This is a genomic window from Desulfovibrio desulfuricans (assembly GCF_004801255.1).
Lineage (GTDB): Bacteria > Desulfobacterota > Desulfovibrionia > Desulfovibrionales > Desulfovibrionaceae > Desulfovibrio > Desulfovibrio desulfuricans_C.
In genome coordinates, this window is record NZ_CP036295.1 from 2,322,143 (window position 1) to 2,336,512 (window position 14,370).

At 51.5% G+C, this 14,370-nt stretch carries 10 protein-coding genes; 8 read left to right on the forward strand and 2 right to left on the reverse strand.

The features are described from left to right. The first annotated feature begins 151 nt into the window (after positions 1-151). The 4 genes from DDIC_RS09740 (at position 152) to DDIC_RS09750 (ending at position 4,241) form a co-directional block, all read left to right on the forward strand. Positions 152-2,599, forward strand: coding sequence for a glycyl radical protein (locus tag DDIC_RS09740; protein ID WP_136400256.1), 2,448 nt, complete (start codon positions 152-154; stop codon positions 2,597-2,599). A gap of 74 nt (positions 2,600-2,673) precedes the next feature. Further along, positions 2,674-3,570, forward strand: a complete 897-nt coding sequence (locus tag DDIC_RS09745) for a glycyl-radical enzyme activating protein (RefSeq protein WP_136400257.1) — start codon at positions 2,674-2,676, stop codon at positions 3,568-3,570. 8 nt (positions 3,571-3,578) lie between these two features. Then, positions 3,579-3,866 carry an ErpA-related iron-sulfur cluster insertion protein gene (locus DDIC_RS14100; RefSeq protein WP_168732529.1) on the forward strand — a complete coding sequence of 96 codons (288 nt, stop codon included), beginning with the start codon at positions 3,579-3,581 and terminating at the stop codon, positions 3,864-3,866. A gap of 81 nt (positions 3,867-3,947) precedes the next feature. Then, a complete protein-coding gene (locus DDIC_RS09750; RefSeq protein ID WP_136400258.1) occupies positions 3,948-4,241 on the forward strand; it encodes an ErpA-related iron-sulfur cluster insertion protein in 294 nt (97 codons plus the stop codon). Positions 4,242-4,366: 125 nt separating this feature from the next. Here the strand turns inward: DDIC_RS09750 and DDIC_RS09755 are convergent, their stop codons facing one another. Continuing rightward, the gene (locus DDIC_RS09755) at positions 4,367-5,272 is read right to left on the reverse strand and encodes a DMT family transporter (RefSeq protein WP_136400259.1); all 906 of its coding nucleotides are present in this window, start codon (positions 5,270-5,272) and stop codon (positions 4,367-4,369) included. A gap of 115 nt (positions 5,273-5,387) precedes the next feature. Continuing rightward, positions 5,388-6,854, reverse strand: a complete 1,467-nt coding sequence (locus DDIC_RS09760) for an APC family permease (protein WP_136400260.1) — start codon at positions 6,852-6,854, stop codon at positions 5,388-5,390. 475 nt (positions 6,855-7,329) lie between these two features. Between DDIC_RS09760 and DDIC_RS09765 the strand changes: the two genes are divergently transcribed. The 4 genes from DDIC_RS09765 to DDIC_RS09780 all read left to right on the forward strand — a co-directional run bounded on the left by DDIC_RS09765 (position 7,330) and on the right by DDIC_RS09780 (position 14,304). After that, positions 7,330-7,869 (forward strand): DUF4125 family protein, encoded by a 540-nt coding sequence (locus DDIC_RS09765; protein WP_168732530.1) that lies wholly within the window; start codon positions 7,330-7,332, stop codon positions 7,867-7,869. A gap of 45 nt (positions 7,870-7,914) precedes the next feature. Next, positions 7,915-8,646: a sulfite exporter TauE/SafE family protein gene (locus DDIC_RS09770; protein ID WP_136400262.1), complete on the forward strand. Its 732-nt coding sequence runs from the start codon at positions 7,915-7,917 to the stop codon at positions 8,644-8,646. A 113-nt stretch (positions 8,647-8,759) separates the two neighbouring features. Continuing rightward, positions 8,760-10,187 carry a sodium:proton antiporter gene (locus DDIC_RS09775; protein WP_136400263.1) on the forward strand — a complete coding sequence of 476 codons (1,428 nt, stop codon included), beginning with the start codon at positions 8,760-8,762 and terminating at the stop codon, positions 10,185-10,187. Positions 10,188-11,400: 1,213 nt separating this feature from the next. Beyond that, a complete protein-coding gene (locus DDIC_RS09780; RefSeq protein WP_136400264.1) occupies positions 11,401-14,304 on the forward strand; it encodes a bifunctional diguanylate cyclase/phosphodiesterase in 2,904 nt (967 codons plus the stop codon). Positions 14,305-14,370 lie beyond the last annotated feature (66 nt).

Sequence of the window (14,370 nt, forward strand, 5' to 3'; positions counted from 1 at the left end):
TTAACAAGGTGCTCGCCCGCCCTTTAACGCTTTTGGCAATAAAACCAGCGCGTGGCACAGCTTGTGCTTATCCCCACATAAACGCGTTGTTTTCTTACAAGCAAAAAACCTGCCTATGCGTATGCAAGGCAAAACTAGTTAGGAGTATACAATGCCTGTTGTTCCCTTTCAAAGCGGCAAATCAGCCGAACCCAAGGGTTATGCGATCAACTGGAGCACTGCCGCAAGCCGCCTGACCGACCTTAAGGAATTTCTTCTCAATGCCCCGCAAACCATGGACCCGGAACGGCTGCAGTTTCTTGATGAGGTTTATCAGGAGTTCAACGGCGAGCACATCTTCTACAGGCGGGCCAAGCTGTTAGAACGCGTGTTGCTCAAAAAAAAGATATTTCTGGACGGGAACCCTATTGTGGGAACGCTGACTGGCACCCGTGCTGGCGTTTACGCTTATCCTGAATGGAACGTCGCCTGGATCAAGGAAGAAATGCAGATGGCCAAAATGGCCTCGCTAGGCGAAATGAAGATCCCTCAGCAAACTCAGGAGTTGCTTGAAAAAACCTACAAATCGTGGCGCGGTCACACCTGCATAGATATAAACAACAAGCTGTTTAAGGATAAGTACGGATTCAACCCCGCCCCTTACTCCAAAGCTGGCGTATACTATGACAACGTGAGCGTTGCCAGCGGGTCAGGCATTGCCGATTACCCCCTCGCGCTGAACAAGGGCATGCGCTGGGTCATTGATGACCTTAAGCAGCGCCTGCTTGACTGCCCCACCACGCTTGAGCGTACCAACCAGACCGAGCTGTACCGCTCCATGATTGTTGCCTGCGAAGCGGTCATCGCCCACTCGCACAGATATGCCGATCTGGCCGAGCAAACGGCGCAAACAGAAACCGATGCTGCCAACAAGGCAGAGTTGCTCGAGATTGCCGAAATTTGCCGCCGCGTTCCCGAATTCCCGGCCCGCAATTTCCGCGAGGCCATACAGTCCTTCTGGTTCATCCATCTTTGCATTGAAACGGAGCAGATGGCCTGCGCCTGCTCCCCCGGCCGCTATGGCCAATACATGTATCCCTTCTATAAAAAGGATATTGAAGAAGGCAACATGAGCCGTGAACAGGTGCTCACCCTGCTCAAGTTCCAGTGGATAAAGCACCTGGAACTGGCCGAATATCAGGGCGGCTCCTACGCCATGACTCTCTCGGGACACACTGGGCAGAGCATCACCATCGGCGGATTCGACAAGGACGGCAACGATGCCAGCACGGAGCTTGAAGAGCTGCTGCTGGAAACGCAGATCCAGATGAAAAACATCCAGCCGACCCTGACCCTGCTCTACCACCCCAAGCTCAAAGATTCTTACATGCACAAGGTGGTGGAATGCATTCGTGGTGGCTCCGGCCAGCCGCAGATTCTGAACAACAACGTTGTCATTCAACGCACCATGAACCGCTTTGCGCAATACAAAGGCGGCATTACGTTGGAGGACGCGCGCAACGTGGGCAACTACGGCTGCGTTTCCACAGGTATTTGCGGCAAGGGCAGCTTTATTACCCAGGAAGATCAGCCATGCCTTGCCAAGGTTGTGGAGCTTCTGCTCAACAACGGCAAAGATCCGCAAACCAAAAAGCAGTTGGGCGTCGAAACTGGTGATCCCGTAGAATTCAAGAATTTTGAGGAAGTTTATGATGCCTACAAGGCGCAACTCAAACAGGTGTTCACTGTCTCGCGCCACCATTCAGATCTGAGCCAGATGGCCCGACTTGAAGTGGTGCCGAGCATCTTCCGTTCCGTCATGTACGATGGATGCATAGACAAGGGAATGTGCGAAGAAGAAGGCGGCACCCGCTACCCGCAGGTCAATCCCATCATGACCGCCGGCATAGACGCGGCCAACTCGCTTCTCGCTATCCGGCACCTGGTGTTTGAAACCCAGTCCGTAACCATGGAAAAGCTGCTGGAGGCTATTAAAGCCAACTTTGAAGGATATGAAGATATCCGGCAGATGTGCTTTAATGCGCCCAAGCACGGAAATGACTACCCCGATGTGGAAACCTTCGTGCAGCGCTTCTATCGCGACGTGGATACCATCCACGGCTCCATTGGCCCGGATTGCTTTGGCTACCGCACCCCGCTGGATGCCTACTCGCTTTCCTACCACAACTACTTTGGCGCACTCATGGGCGCTCTGCCAAATGGCCGCAAAGCCGGTGTAGCTCTGACAGACGGCAGCGTTTCGGCCACTCCGGGCACGGATCATGAGGGCATCACGGCGCTTATCAAGGCTGGCGCACAGGCTATCGACACGGTGCGGTATGGCGCAAACCACTTCAACGTCAAGCTCACGCCTGCTGCTCTGGCTGGCCCCGCAGGCGAAAGGCTGCTGGTTTCACTTATAAAAACCTATTGCGACTTTGACGGTTCGCACATCCAGTTCAACTGCGTTTCCTCCGAAACGCTTAAAGACGCGCAGAAAAAGCCGCAGGATTACCGCAATCTGGTGGTTCGCGTGGCTGGCTTCAGCGCGTATTTCACCCGGCTGGACAAGGGCGTTCAGAACGAAATCGTCAAGCGCACGGAATATAATAACTTTTAATCTCTCCTCCATGTGAGGCCGGGGGGATGTTGCCGCCCCCCCGGCCTCCAGCCGTGTGGAGTTCAGGTGCAACCATGAGCCAAGGAATGATTTATAACATCCAGCGCATGTCCATTCAGGACGGGCCGGGGATACGCACCACTGTTTTCCTCAAAGGTTGCCCGCTGCGATGTTTATGGTGCAGCAATCCTGAATCTCAACAGGTTGCCCCGCAGCTTCTGGTTTTCAGCGACCTTTGCACAGGGTGCGGCGCCTGCCTGGCCGCCTGCCCAAGTGGTGCGGCAGTGCGCCTGGAAGACGGCAAATGTGGAAAAATCGCTGAAAAATGCACATCTTGTGGTGTTTGTGCGGCAGTTTGCCCTAACAAGGCCAGAGAAATCAGCGGCAAGATAATGACTGTTGATGAGGTGATGGAGATTGTCCACAGGGATTCAGCTTTTTATGCGAATTCCGGCGGAGGGGTCACCTTTGGCGGTGGTGAGCCAACAATGGGCGGTGATTTTTTCATTGATCTGTTGCAGACCGCCCACGATGACGCCCTGCATACCGCAGTGGATACCTGCGGATTCTGCCCTGAAGACCGCTTTGAAAAAACCCTGAAGCTTGCCGACCTGCTACTGTTTGACTGCAAACACATGGACCCGGTGCAACACAAAGAACTTACAGGGCAGGACAACGCTCTTATTCTGAAAAATCTGCAATCTGCACTTCTCTCGGGCATTGAGGTGCGCATCCGTATGCCGCTTATGCCAGGGTTAAATGACAGCGACGAAAATTTTGCAGCAATGTCCAACTTTTTGGGCAAATTCGGGCAACAGCACGTAGAAGTCATGCCTTGTCACATGTTTGGCACCAGCAAATACAGGGCGTTAAACAAGCCATTGCCGCCTGTAAGCCAATATACACCAGATTCGCTCGAAAAAACGCTGATCAGGATGAAAAGGCATGGCTTGAAGTATACAATTATATAGGAGGTAGAATGTTTTCAGTGGCAATTGATGAAGCAATGCTGCAAAAACTCAGCGACATGCTTCAGGACGAAGACGAAGGAACCTGCGTCAGGCTCAGGGAATATAAAGTCGGCGGAGGCTGACACTCAAAAATCGTACTCGGTCTGGGTATGGATGAGCCAGATGAAGATGAAGACGAACAGATTTCTGTAGGCAATGTGCCGTTTACGGCAGAAAAAGATTTTCTGCTCAAATACGGCAGGGCCTTCACACTTTCTTATGTTGAAGGTCAAGGGGTTGTTGTGGCTCCGGCATAGCAATGCTGTGGGGCGACATCCCCTGCCGATACGCAAATCTCTCGTATAAGAATGCCGTATCATATATTGCGGAGGTTTCACATGTTTACAGTTACAATTGACGATGCAATGCTGCAAAAACTGCGCACAATGCTGGAAGAAGAAGACGAAGGAACTTGCGTACGGCTTCGTGAATACAAGGTCGGCGGCGGATGCCATTCCAAAATCACTCTTGGTCTGGGAATGGATGCAGCAGATGAAGAAGAGGACGTGCAGACCAGAATTCACGACGTTCCTTTCGTGGCGGAAAAAGACTTTCTGCTGAAGCACGGCAACGAGTTCTCCCTTTCATTCAGCGAGGATAAGGGCGTAGTTGTTACGGCAACAGCGGAATAGTGTTTCCGCCATTACGCAGTGTACGCCAAAAGCCCCGCTCCGTTTCTGGAGCGGGGCTTTTGGCGTACATTCGTCCGCACGTCGACTGCATATTCCTGAAAATCTGCAACTTTCTGTAAGCACAATCAATTCAGAACAGATTGACTGCCATTACAGGATGGCTTGGGTGACGACGCAATCAAAAAAACCATCCCTGCCAAAATACAAAATAACCCCAGCAGAGTTTGTTGGGTGCAGGGTTCGTTAAGCACCATAAAACCAAGCACAGCCGCCCCGATAGGTTCGGCCAGTCCCAACGTGGAAGTCACAGCCGCTGATGTGGTTTTCATGCCGTACAGCACCAGGGTAAATGAGAGGCTGGTAGTCAAGGTGGCAAGATCTGCGGCGACCAGAGCCCCGCGCGGAGTCAGGAGCCATCCAAGCGGCTGCGCACAGAGCAGCGGCGTAAGGCTCAGCCCCCCAAGCAGAAAGATGACCGTCATGATCTGCGATGGATCATGGTGTTGCAGCACCGGCTTGATGGCCACAAGAAACACAGCATAGCTGCAAGCCCCAAGCACGGCCAACGCCAAACCCAGCATACTGAACTGCACATCGCTGCCTGTGCCCAGCGTCAGCACCGCAAGGCCGCACAAGGCCAGGATTGTGCCAGCATACCAGTTTCTGGCAGGTTTCTCTTTCAAAACAAACCACCCAAGAATTCCCACAACTATGGGGCAACCGCCAATAGCAACCATTGTGCTTACGGCCACCCCAATCTGCTTGCATGCTTCAAAAAAAAAGAGCTGATAACCAGCCAGTCCTGCGGCAGAAATAACGACATGCAATTTAGGCCAGCCAGCAGGCCGGGGGATATTGCGTGAAATCAGCCCCCACAGCAAAAGCACCAGCCCCCCACCCAGAAGACGTATGGCGCCGACGGCGATGGGCGTAACGCCATCCGGCGCAAGGGCCTGTGCCGTGCCGGATGTGCTTGCGCAAAACGCGCCGCACAAAATAGCTAATGGAGCCTTAAGAGAATATAAAGACATAACATTGTCTCCATATTTAAAGTAACGTACCCCTTGTCTGATTCGGCAAGGGGTACGTTTTGCTTTTTTTGAAAGGGATTATCCGACAGGTTTAACCCTGCTGCAGATGCCAGGCCTAAGAGTTGAAGTACACAGCAATATCTTTACTGCCAAGAATATTCATCCTGATTTCCTCTTCCGGGAGGGAAACCCAGTTTTTCTTGCTGGTGCTGTAGAAAATAAATCCGAGTACTATCCATATGCCAAGGCAGGCAAAAGGTGCTCCGCCGATAAGCGCCGGGGAGCCGGGGATAAGCAGAAGCACGATGCACAACACGGCGGTGATGGTTCCGATGGCGCAGCAAAGCAGTTTGAAGGCCTTGCTGGGAACGTTCACACTGCCATTGATGACGCGACGGGCGGCCAGGCAGGTAAAGAGATAGCCGATGCCCGTACCGACGGAGCTCATATCAACCGTCCAGGCGATGGCCGAACGGCCAGCGAATGGTGTCAGAAGCGTGATGATGACGATAAAGAGTACTGCATTGTAAGGTGTATGGTACTTGGGATGGATTTTGCCAAACCATTCGGGAAGGATCCGGCTGCGAGACATGCTGAGCAGCAAGCGGCTGGCTGCGATAAAGAACCCGTTGATGCCTGTAAGAACTGCACCAAACACGCCGCATGCAAGAACGACGCTGCCAAACCGGCCAAAGGCCATGGTCGCCACTTCGCCAGCGCCCCAGGCAGCTCCGCCTGTCGCACGCTGCGCATCCAGTTTTGCCAGCATTTCCGGGTAAGAGATGGCCATGCCCACTGCAAGCATTACCATGGCGTACAGAATAACACCCACGATGATGGCGATTATCATGATGTTTCTTGCACGGGCAGGATCAAAAGAAAACTCCTCTGCCGCCTGCGGAACGGTATCAAAGCCGACAAAAAGGAAGGGGGAAATGGCAAAAATCAGCAGTACGCATGACAGGGGGGTACCACTTTCTGAAAAACCGGGAGTGAGATTGCTCAACTGACTCGAATCCAGAGCAAGCACACCTGCAAACAGAGCGGCAATGCCAATTGTCAGCATAAAGGCCAGAATAAGCTGGATTTTGCCCGCAATGCCAATACCCCGATAGTTGATCCAGCCGAAAATCAGGGTTCCGGCCGTCATCAGCAGCACTTCCCCTGAGTATACCTGCCATCCGGCTATTGCATACAGAGGGCCGAATTCAAAAATACCTGGGAACAGAAACCGAAAGATCACCGACAGCGCTGCGATATCAATGGCCACAATGGCAATGTATCCGATTACAAGCGCCCAGCCGCAGATAAACGCTGCTGTAGGCCCAAAACCTATGTATGCGTAAGCAAATGCGCCACCTGCCACTGGCGCGTATTTGATCATATAGCTGAGACAAACTGCAACAAAGCAAATAAGAAACGCACCTATCATGAAGCCATAAAGCGTTCCAAGCGGCCCAGCCTTGGGCAGAAACATATCCCCCGGCAGCACAAAACAACCCCAGCCGACAATGGAGCCTAGCGCCAATGCGCAAACTTGCATGGGCGATAGTGTTTTTTCGAGCTTAACCTGTTCCGACATAATAGTACTCCCAGCACTAAAGAGTGGGCCAGAGAATCTGCTTCGACAATTGCATTGCGCACCCCCGGGGACGTCGAAGCATAACTCACTGGCTGTTGCACCTGTCCACTGGTTATTCCCTCATGTAGCTGCCGGCTGGGAATAACTGTCTTCGGGACTATTGAGCAAAGGCTGTGCCAAATAGTGAAAAAAATCTCCAAGCCAGTCTGATTAGCGCAATATGCAGGGATATTGAGCTAATAGTATAAAAAATCATTAGCTTCGATAAACTATTTTTATTATTTCGATGAATTTTTTTCTTTTTGAGAACATTTTTATCGCATTTTGAGACGCGGTAATTACTTTGCCCCTTTCATCAGCCTACAAAGGCCCAAAATGGCGATGGCATCGTATTTGCTCAAGACAACATGTGAATTCAGTTACTAACGCCAGAAACCACGAGATGTTACACTTTTTTCATAGGCAGGGGACAAAAATGACGAACAGCAACGCCGTATCTATCATCAATGAAATAACGGCCATAGAGCTTAAAATGTTTCAGGCGGTCAATAACGAAGGGGGAAAAGCGGATTGCCAGAATCAACCCGAAACTTTCTGCGCGATGCGCCAGGTTGTCTATGAAGTCCTATCACCACACTTCCTTATAGCATGGCTGAAAGATTTGAGGATGGCTGAGGGGGCTGGCCGAAACATAATGACAGAAAAATACGCCTTGATGTGCGGGAACATTGAAATGCCTGCAATCTCCCAAACCATAAAAGACATTGTTTCTTGCGAGCTGTCTTGGCTTCAGGCAGCGGCCAAAGAACATCCCGATTATTTTGACGGCAACGATGCAGATTTTTGTCGATATCTGCTGTGCGAGCTGTTGATGTATTCAGAACCAACGCTGCATGCATATGCGCAATGCATCGCCGACGCTCAGGCCGCAGGACGGAACATGGTTATGGAACGGCTTGAAAATATAAAAAAGCTTTTGTGCTCCACTACTCCACACGCACCATCATTGCACTGACGCTGATTAGTTTAGATCGTTCCAACTAAAAGGGATAACAAGGTTATGGATGTTGAAGTTATTGTGGTCGTCTGCGCATGGTTCATGGGAGGATTTATTTCTGGAGTCAGCGGAATAGGCGGAGCCATGTTTGCAGTTCCAATAGCGGCTATGTTCATTCCCATTCAGCAGGTTATTATTCTGAGCTGTATTCTCAATCTTGCCATGGACGGGACGCTGACTGCTCTGCATTTTCGTTTTTGCCGTGTCCGTGCGCTGGGACCGCTCTTGGCTGGGACAATACCAGGGTCCGTGGCGGGCTTGTTCATCTTGCAGATGGTTCCAGGACAAATCTTGCAGGGAATCATTGGGGTTCTGCTGCTGGTATTTCTGATCTGGCAACAATTTTTTCGTATTCGTCAAAAAGGAAAAGAATCCTGGCTGCTAGGCGGGCTTGCAGGCTGTGCAGCCGGAGTATTTGGAGCAGCAATCTCTTTTGATGGGCCGCCTGTTGGCGCTTATGGCTTATATGCAGGCTGGCAGCCGAGGGTGTTTCTGGGAACGTTGGGCGTATTTTTCATACTTAGGGGAACATTTACCTGCGCATTACAGGCGTATTCCGGCCTTTATTCACCAGAAGTAATTCAATATGCGCTATACGGCTTTCCAGCCACCATGATGGGAACATTCTGCGCATTCCCTGTTGCCAAACGGGTTAACCCAGACGCATTTCGCAACATACTCAAGGTTATCATAGCTGCGGCCGCAGTTGCTTGCGTTTACCGTGCATTACTTTAACAGGGCAAAACTTTACGGGCAGCCTTAAAAGAGCACCCAGTAAAGCCAAACGTTCCTGCGACTACATCACAAGACACATGGCAGTTGTTCCATTCAGAATTTTAGGAGTGGTTATGCTAAAATTTCAAAACACGGCCCTTGCGTTATGCATCGCTCTTTTGCTTCCCAATGCCGCCATGGCGGAAGTGGGACATCCGAGCCTTCCCGGTAGCGATCTTTCTTTTCTCTGGGCCATTCCTTTTATATGCATGTTGCTATCCATTGCAGTCATGCCATTGTTTCTATCTCATATTTGGGAAAATCATTTCGGCAAAATCGCCGTCTTTTGGGGGATGGCATTTCTTGTCCCGTGCATGATTTTTTATGGGTATCATGTTGCCACATATGAATTTTTACACATCATCCTTCTTGATTATATTCCATTTCTGGTACTTTTGTTTTCACTGTTTACTATAACCGGCGGCATACGCCTGAAAGGCAAACTCGCAGGCACACCAGGGGTGAACACCTGCATCTTGGCCGTAGGCACATTTCTGGCTAGCTGGCTGGGCACCACAGGAGCTGCAATATTGTTTATCCGCCCGTTGTTGCGGGCCAATGCACACCGCAAATTCAGGGCGCACTCTGTCATCTTCTTTATTTTTCTTGTTGCCAATATCGGGGGTTCACTCACTCCATTAGGCGATCCTCCGCTGTTTCTGGGTTTTTTGAAAGGGGTAGGCTTTTTTTGGCCGATCACCAATCTTTGGGTAAAAACAAGCCTTCTTGCCTTGATTCTTCTGAGCATTTTCTTTGTGCTTGATACAGTCCTGTTCAACAAAGAAGGACGGCCATGTCCCCCGACACAGCCCCCTGCCATGGTTGAAAAGTTTGGTGTTGAGGGCAAGATCAACCTGCTGCTTCTGTTGGGGATTGTGCTCGCAGTATTTCTCTCTGGCCTTTATCCAATGGGGGAACTGATTTCAGTCAACGGGATTGCAATGGAAGGGCAGAATCTGCTGCGCGATGGTCTGCTGCTGTGCATTGCAGGCCTTTCGCTTAAGCTAACCAGCAGGCATACCAGGGAGGCCAACGGATTTTCGTGGGGGCCTATTGAAGAAGTTGCAAAGCTATTCTTTGGCATTTTTATTAGTATGATACCCGTTATTGCTATCCTGCGTGCCGGGCCTGACGGGGCTTTTGCTCCACTTGTTCGCCTTGTCTCGCATGACGGACAACCAATCAACAGCATGTACTTTTGGCTGACTGGCCTCCTCTCAAGCTTTTTGGACAACGCGCCTACCTATCTTGTTTTTTTCAACACTGCTGGCGGCGACGCGCAATACCTCATGCAGGAAACGCCAGCAACTCTTGCAGCCATTTCAGCCGGTGCAGTTTTTATGGGTGCCAACAGCTATATTGGCAATGCACCGAATTTTATGGTGCGCTCCATTGCTGAAAGTAGCGGTGTGCGCATGCCAGGGTTCTTTGGATATATGGCGTGGTCAGCAGGAATATTGTTGCCGTTGTTCGGCATGCTGACATGGTTATTTTTTGCATAAACGGAATCGAGTGATATTGGGCTGCAAAAAACAATAACAATTGCGTTCCAACCATGTACCGAAAGATTCGAGTTGCTGTCATGGTCAACTACTGCTAATGGGCATCGGTCAACTTTTATGTATGCACAGGTTTGATTTGCGCGCATAGGCGCGGCTCATGAATACTCCCAGCTATTTTTCATGTCGGCATCAGCAGTCTGAAGTTTCTGATCCGGCGCACATATCTGTTAACAAGTTGGCGGCTTCGTCAATGACGGAGGTATGTTGTTTAGCCATCATATTAACTTCGCGTGAAGACTGATTGATTTCCTCACAGGTGGCGGGTGCTTTATTGGCGGCGGCAGCTTCTGAAAAAACTCCATCAGTGGTAGACTGCGGTGGAGGCAGTTGTAAGCTTCATACGCTTTTTATGGTAGGCGGGGCATGGCATGAAATGTCTGCACCGTTTCTTCATCGTAAGATAACTAACTTTATTATATTACTATTATCGCCAATATAGCGGAAAGCCGCTCCAAAAGATGAAATTACTAACCAACTTTTGACCACGCCAAGCCGCAGCAAATAACAGGCTCACGAAGGAGGATTCCACGTAGTTGGGTCAAAGCATGGGGTCAAAATGCGGGGGCATAGACAAATAACTCAAAACTTTTATCAACAATATCAGTTTATTTTGAACTCGATGGTGTCGTTGTGCCTATTCTCCCCCTAGCACCATCTTGAACTCCAAGAAAGTTCAAAGAGGCGCGCCGCAACCTGTGCCTTGGCCTGCTGCTTCACGGAAAAATCTGATTGGAGCGCCGCAGTGCCTGCTGGCGAGCCGCGACAAAGTATGCTCCCCAAGCTGGGCATCCAGGGCGACGCGGGTCTTGAACCTGGCGGAGAACTCCCGTCTCGATTTGGACATCAAAAACCCCCTTCAGCTTCTCACGTCCACCTCTGCTCCTGATCCAGTTTCCCGACCCCACCGCTACCACAATTGTATTACCGATATTTGCTAAAACCACAGGACCGGTGCAAACCGCCGCCCCCTGAAAACCCATGGCATAACTATGCGGACCAGCCCCGCCCTCACTGCGATTACCCGATATTAATTTCAATTGAACGCACTGATACTTATCTATATCACTGAAATAGGCTCGTGCTGAATGCAGCATATTGAGTTGTTTATGGCTGCGTCTCCTGTGCTTTTTATACTCAATCCCCAGGATGAGTTATGAATATCCGCACCAAAGTATGCCTGCCGTTGGTAGTAATTACGCTGGCCGTGGCTTTGTTGTGCCTGCTGGTTGTGGCAAGACAGGGGGAAAAGCTCTGTGAAACCAGCATACAGACCATGGTGGATTCAAAAATATCGCAGATCGAGCTGATGGTGAAAACCAACGGCATTCACGCCATGGAGATGGCCGCGCTGTTCAGTCGGCTGCCGGAGGTGGAAAAGGCGTACCGAGTTGCCTTTACTGGCGACATCAATAACGAGGCCAGCCCGCAATCGCAGCTGGGCCGCGAAATGCTGCGCGCCAGCTTTTCCCCGATTATCGCAGGTTACGCGGCGGTAATGGGCGCCAAGCCCCAGCTGCACTTCCATTTTGCCACAGCCCGCAGTTTTGTGCGGCTGTGGCGCGAAAAGCAGACCATGCGTGGTGGAACGTGGGTTGATATTTCTGATGACCTTTCGCCCTTTCGCCAGAGCGTCAAGGACATCAACGCAGATAAAAAACCAGTCTGGGGTGTGGAGGTCGGCAGCGGCGGTCTGGCTATCCGGGGGCTTGCCCCGGTTGTAAGCCCTGCCGGCGAGCACCTTGGTTCAGTAGAAACGCTGGTTCCCTTTAACCCGCTGATGGAGAGCCTGGGGTCCGGCAAGGGCGAAAACACCCTGCTGTACATGAACCCCGCCAAGCGCTCCATCGCGACCCAACTCCAGGATACCGGCGCTTACCCTACCGTCAACGACCACTATGTGCTCGTCAGAGGAACCGCAGCAGGCATTATTGAACGCCTTATCAGCACGGAATTTCTGGATTCTGTGGCAGACTGTTCAAACTGGAAGGTCGTGGGCAACCTGCTCATTACGGGTGTTCCGGTTAAGGATTGCAAAGGCGAACAGATAGGGACCTTTATTTTTTCCACAGACCTGACCGAGCAGCAGGACATTATTTTCAAAGCGGGCATAATGCTTCTGGCCTCATTTATTTTTCTGCTCATTGTCCCCATTGTTGTTGCCTATTTTGTGCTGGGGTTTGCCGTGCTGGCCCCTGTGCACGAGATGATGCTGGCCCTCAACAGCATTGCAGAAGATGGCGCGATACTGACCAAACGCCTTAAGGACACCGCAAAGGATGAAATTGGGCGGCTGGCAAAGATGTTTAACCGGCTTATGGACAATATCGAAGCCGTGATGAGCGAAATTGAAGAATACAAAAATCTTATCAACGCTGTCCCTGACCCCATTTTCGGCATCGATAAAAGCCGCAGAATAACCATTGCCAACAAGGCCACAGAGCTGCTGCTCAAAAAGCCGTTCGAACTGTTTAGCGGAAAGTTCTGCTACGACTGTTTCAACTCCAGCGCCTGCGGTTCGATCGATTGCCCCATAGAGCAGTTGACCCTCGCCCCCAAGTTGCCCCGAAGCAGCATCATCGACATGGGTACAGAAGAAAAGCCGTACTTTGTCCAGCCCGTGAGCGAGACTCTCTACGACTGTCGCGGGCAAAACAAAGGCTATGCGGTTGTTGCCAAGAATGTGACCTCGCTGGTGCTCAAGGAGCAGGAGATAAACAAGCTGGCGTTTTATGACCAGCTCACCGGGCTGGCCAACAGGGGACTGATGGTTGACCATGTCAGGCAGGCCATTGCGGCATGTCAGCGTCAGGCCTGCCTGCACGCCCTGTTTTTTGTGGATATTGATGATTTTAAATCAATCAATGATACGCTGGGGCACGACCACGGCGACAAGGTGCTGCAGCAGATAGCGGCGCGGCTCAAGTCAGTGGTGCGCGAGGGTGATACGGTGGCCCGGTTTGGCGGCGACGAATTTGTGCTGCTGTCGCTCAATCTTTCTGAAGACATGCCCACCGCCGCAGCCCAGGCAGAGGTCATCAGCAAAAAAATTCTCAGCGCCATGCGTCTGCCGCTGCAGCTTGATACCATCAATTACCGCTGTTCGGGCAGCATCGGGCTTACCCTCTTTGGCAACAAACCAGTCTCGGTGGACGACCTGCTCAAACAGGCCGATCTTGCCATGTATCTGGCCAAAGAACGGGGAAAGGACACCGCGGTTTTCTTTGATCCGCTGTTGCAAACGGCCATGATGGAACGCAACGCCATGGAGTGCGACCTGAAGGATGCGGCCATGAACCTGTCGCAATTTTCACTGCACCACCAGCCGCAGGTAACGGCTGATGGACGGATAGTAGGCACAGAAGCCCTGCTGCGCTGGAACCACCCCCGCCGGGGCATGGTCATGCCAAACGACTTTATCAAGGCGGCGGAAGAAAACGGCCTGATTGTCGTCATTGGCGACTGGGTCTTGCAGATGGCCTGCGCCCAGCTGGCCCGGTGGTCTGACGACCCCCGGTTTTCGCACCTCACCGTGTCGGTTAACGTAAGCGCACGGCAGTTTTGCGAGGCGCACTTTGTTCAATCTGTGACCACCGCTGTTCAGCACTACGGCGTTGAACCCGGCAAACTCAAAATCGAACTTACCGAAAGCCAGCTTTCAACCAACGTGGAAGAAATTATTGGCAAAATGAACGACCTAAAAAGGCTCGGCATCACCTTTTCACTGGATGATTTCGGCACGGGGTATTCATCGCTGGCCTTTTTAAAACGGCTGCCGATTGATCAGGTCAAGATCGACAAATACTTTGTCATGGACCTGCTCGACGACCCTGACGATGCCGCCATCGCGGGCACCATCATGACACTTGCGGGCAGCCTTGGTCTTGAGACCATAGCAGAAGGGGTTGAGACCATGGAACAGGTGGAATTTTTGCAAAACCTTGGCTGCCAGATGTTTCAGGGCTACCTGTTCAGCCAGCCCCAGCCCGTTGATGCGTTTGAAAACTACGTGCGCACGGCTGGGCATGGCTCCCTGCAGGGGCTGTTTGCCCGGCCCTGAACCGCGCCGTTTTTACCACCCCACAGGTATACACTTTGAGCATCAACTCGAACCCGACAGGGTTCG

Coding starts and splice junctions, on each gene's coding strand:
- DDIC_RS09740 (WP_136400256.1), top strand. CDS start 152: ATGCCTGTTGTTCCCTTTCAAAGCGGCAAATCAGCCGAACCCAAGGGT.
- DDIC_RS09745 (WP_136400257.1), top strand. CDS start 2,674: ATGAGCCAAGGAATGATTTATAACATCCAGCGCATGTCCATTCAGGAC.
- DDIC_RS09750 (WP_136400258.1), top strand. CDS start 3,948: ATGTTTACAGTTACAATTGACGATGCAATGCTGCAAAAACTGCGCACA.
- DDIC_RS09755 (WP_136400259.1), bottom strand. CDS start 5,272: ATGTCTTTATATTCTCTTAAGGCTCCATTAGCTATTTTGTGCGGCGCG.
- DDIC_RS09760 (WP_136400260.1), bottom strand. CDS start 6,854: ATGTCGGAACAGGTTAAGCTCGAAAAAACACTATCGCCCATGCAAGTT.
- DDIC_RS09765 (WP_168732530.1), top strand. CDS start 7,330: ATGACGAACAGCAACGCCGTATCTATCATCAATGAAATAACGGCCATA.
- DDIC_RS09770 (WP_136400262.1), top strand. CDS start 7,915: ATGGATGTTGAAGTTATTGTGGTCGTCTGCGCATGGTTCATGGGAGGA.
- DDIC_RS09775 (WP_136400263.1), top strand. CDS start 8,760: ATGCTAAAATTTCAAAACACGGCCCTTGCGTTATGCATCGCTCTTTTG.
- DDIC_RS09780 (WP_136400264.1), top strand. CDS start 11,401: ATGAATATCCGCACCAAAGTATGCCTGCCGTTGGTAGTAATTACGCTG.